At 38.4% G+C, this 3,123-nt stretch carries 5 protein-coding genes and 1 pseudogene; 2 read left to right on the forward strand and 4 right to left on the reverse strand.

Annotated features, from left to right (window positions below):
• Positions 1-212 (forward strand): annotated as a pseudogene (locus CBG25_RS12345) (hypothetical protein); the annotation flags it as partial.
• Between the two features lie 2 nt (positions 213-214).
• Positions 215-409, forward strand: coding sequence for a DUF418 domain-containing protein (locus CBG25_RS12350; RefSeq protein ID WP_366212777.1), 195 nt, complete (start codon positions 215-217; stop codon positions 407-409).
• Between the two features lie 6 nt (positions 410-415).
• Here the strand turns inward: CBG25_RS12350 and sanA are convergent, their stop codons facing one another.
• From sanA to CBG25_RS12370, 4 genes are all read right to left on the reverse strand, one after another.
• Positions 416-1,111 carry an outer membrane permeability protein SanA gene (gene sanA / locus CBG25_RS12355; RefSeq protein WP_290606951.1) on the reverse strand — a complete coding sequence of 232 codons (696 nt, stop codon included), beginning with the start codon at positions 1,109-1,111 and terminating at the stop codon, positions 416-418.
• Between the two features lie 354 nt (positions 1,112-1,465).
• Positions 1,466-2,161: a CidB/LrgB family autolysis modulator gene (locus CBG25_RS12360; RefSeq protein ID WP_290606953.1), complete on the reverse strand. Its 696-nt coding sequence runs from the start codon at positions 2,159-2,161 to the stop codon at positions 1,466-1,468.
• Positions 2,162-2,166: 5 nt separating this feature from the next.
• Positions 2,167-2,616: a CidA/LrgA family protein gene (locus CBG25_RS12365; protein ID WP_290606954.1), complete on the reverse strand. Its 450-nt coding sequence runs from the start codon at positions 2,614-2,616 to the stop codon at positions 2,167-2,169.
• Between the two features lie 135 nt (positions 2,617-2,751).
• A partial coding sequence (locus CBG25_RS12370; RefSeq protein WP_290606956.1) for a transposase occupies positions 2,752-3,123 on the reverse strand: 372 nt, incomplete at its 5' end.

The raw sequence follows: 3,123 nt of genomic DNA on the forward strand, positions 1-3,123 counted from the left end.
ATCGAGAAGTTAAACAAAATTGTGGTATTGAACGCTGTCAGGCTCGCACGAGCCGAGCGCAAAGAAATCATATTTTTCTCGCTATTTCTGCGTGGTTTGAACAACATAAACGTCGTATATCTGAAAAAATAACCCTTTATCAACAAAATTGGGACGTAATCAAAAATGCTATTGCTGAGCACATCCGTGTTTTATTAGCGTACCCAAATTAGTTTTGTGCGAAACTCGTGCCACTGTTTTTTATCGGTTTGGTTTTTTTGCTCAATTTGGCCGTTTAGCATTACTTAGCTTTGTGCCGCTGATTTGGTTCATTAATATTATATTTGCCATCAGCTGGTTGAAATATTTTAAGCAAGGGCCAATAGAATGGTTATGGCGTTATTTAACCAATAAATTTGCTACTTGCTAGTTGAAATTATTTCAGCTCTTCAGGTAAAACGGCAGGATATCCTTTGATGCCATCAGGCATTTTTATCGGTGCGGGAATAGATTCCTGTTGTCCCAAAAAACGGGGTTCACTTTTTAATATATAGAGATCAATTAGGGCATTAATACGGGCAAAAACCTCGCGTAAACGAACTTTAATGATTTTTTTTGGTGAGGAAACTGCATAGCACTGCGCATCTATCCCTTTTTTCATAGCGATAAATAATGCTCTTTCACAATGGAAACGTTGGGTAATAATAGTAAAGTTGTTAGTGGCAAACACTTGATGAGTTCGGACAACCGAATCCAATGTTCTGAAGCCTGCAAAATCTAACACAATTTTTGCCGCTGGGATACCAGCTGAGATCAGATCTCTACGCATGGTGATAGGTTCATTATAGTTGTAATGGGCATTATCACCGCTAACCAGCAAGTATTTTATTTTACCACTATTATAAGCGTTAATGGCGCCCTGAATTCGATATTTATAGTACTCATTAGGTAAGCCGGCAGAATAATATTTTGACGTACCTAAAATCATACCAACGCTGCGAGGCGGTAATTTTTTTACATCATCATAGATATAGTCAGCAGTTTTCCAACTAATCCAACGATCGAATGCCAGAGTAGCAACGATTGCAGTTACTATAATGGTAAGTAAGCTATAAATAAGGAATTTCCTCATCATTTATGCCTATAGATTACAGGATAGAGAAAGTCAGCTTAATAAGGGCTATTTTACTTATTATCATGTGAGGCCTCTGATTAATTCAACAGCTTATTGCTAGATAAGACTTATAATAGTCAGAAGGCAGCAAGTTTGTAAATACGATATTCAGACTAGCTGAAATTACCTCCAATTAGTTACTTTAACACATTGTTCAAGACTACTATGGCAACTGGCTAGATTGGATTTAAATTTATTCAGCTAAAATAGCCTAAAAATTAAAGTTATCGCCCGCCAGTGAGATTAACTTTTCTACATAAAATAGACAGAAAGTGATTACTATGTTGTTATTCATTTTTTATAGCTAATCATTTAATGTAATAAATCGATTATTAAAGGAAAAATGAAAGGGGCAATTAATGAAGTGATTATGCCACACGTCATTAATGCGAGAGAACTATAGGCACCTTCAATGTAGTTTATCTCGGCGCTACGCGCAGTACCTACTGCATGTGAGGTTGCTCCCATCGCTAATCCTCGAGCAATAGGGTTTTTTATCCGCAAAAAATCAAACAGTAAATGCCCAAACATAGCACCAAAAATGCCAACTAAAATCACACAAGCTGCACTGATGGCTGATATGCCGCCAATCCCTTGTGAAACCGCCATCGCAATCGGTGTTGTAACAGATTTTGGTAATATTGAAGCAGCCATTTCGACGCTCGCGCCTGCCCATAAAGCAATAGCGGTTCCTGTTACCATAGCAATCAGACTTGCGATAAAACAAACACTAATAATGGATTTCCATTGAGCACGAATTTGATGTAATTGTTCGTATAATGGCAAAGCCAAGGCAATAACTGCCGGCTGTAACAAATCATTGAGAATACGGCTACCAGAGAAATAATCGCTATATGAAGTATGTGTTATTAGTAAAGTAATAATAATGATACTGATTGAAATTAACAGCGGGTTTAAAATAGTTAATCGGTATTTTTGGGATAACTTTCTCGCTAATAAGAAAACGATAATGGTAAAAGGTAGTGACCACCAGATATGATTTAACATTGTTGTTACTCGTTATTTGGCCTATTTTTTTGCTTAATTTGTTTTTTCTGCTGCTTACCAGCATTCGAGGTATTTATATTAGGTTCACGATGAATACAGTGTGAGCTATAAGCAACAATAATTATAATAATTAAGGTACTAATAATGCAGGAGAGTAAAATAGGGATAATTTGTGGGCTAAGCATATCATAATAATTCATTATGCCTACTCCGATTGGAATAAATAGCAATGTCATATTTTTGAGTAGCAAATGACAACCGGGTTGTATCCAGTGGACAGGTATAATTTGGACGGTTAATAAGCTAAACAACACCAGCATGCCAATTATACTTCCTGGCAGAGAAAAAGGCAGTAAATTTGATATTAGGTTTCCTATTATTAGGCAGAGATAAATGAGTAAAAAAGCGCGTAAATATTGCCAACTAATATAAAAGATATTTTTGCAAAACAGCATAGGGCACCTCGAAAAACTCAAGATTTTCAATTAACCCTTGGCTTTCATTCTAAATAATTAGATTTTTTTTGATTATCACGCTACTGATTCTATCGCACATTGCCCTGGCTAGGGCCATTTGACCCATTCTGGGCGTCAGAAAGCCACGATGCACGCGCTCTGGAAGTACGCCAACCGCTTTAGGTTGTAACATGCTGCCATCATCGTCATGGCAAAATTAGCGCGCACCTGTCCAATGGTGCGGATCAGTTTTCTACCCATTTGTTCCATCGCCGCAAATGCATGTTCAACCCGTGCCCTAGTCTTTGCAATCCTGTGGTTTCGCCCTTGCTGAGTCTTGGACAACGGTTTGTTTCGATGGCCTTTACCCTGAATCTGGCTCCTATAGCCGTTTGCCTTCAGCCAAGCTTCCCGCTCCGCAGAGGGATAGCCTCGGTCGGCGTAGATATTGCGATTGGTGTTGGCCTTGTCAATGACCCTTTCGAAATGCTGACTGTCGTGGGTGCT

Origin of the sequence: Arsenophonus sp. ENCA (assembly GCF_002287155.1) — a bacterium.
Taxonomy (GTDB): Bacteria; Pseudomonadota; Gammaproteobacteria; order Enterobacterales; family Enterobacteriaceae; genus Arsenophonus; species Arsenophonus nilaparvatae.

What these genes read in the sequence shown, in the direction of transcription:
- sanA (WP_290606951.1), bottom strand. Translation starts at nt 1,111, where the DNA reads ATGAGGAAATTCCTTATTTATAGCTTACTTACCATTATAGTAACTGCA.
- CBG25_RS12360 (WP_290606953.1), bottom strand. Translation starts at nt 2,161, where the DNA reads ATGTTAAATCATATCTGGTGGTCACTACCTTTTACCATTATCGTTTTC.
- CBG25_RS12365 (WP_290606954.1), bottom strand. Translation starts at nt 2,616, where the DNA reads ATGCTGTTTTGCAAAAATATCTTTTATATTAGTTGGCAATATTTACGC.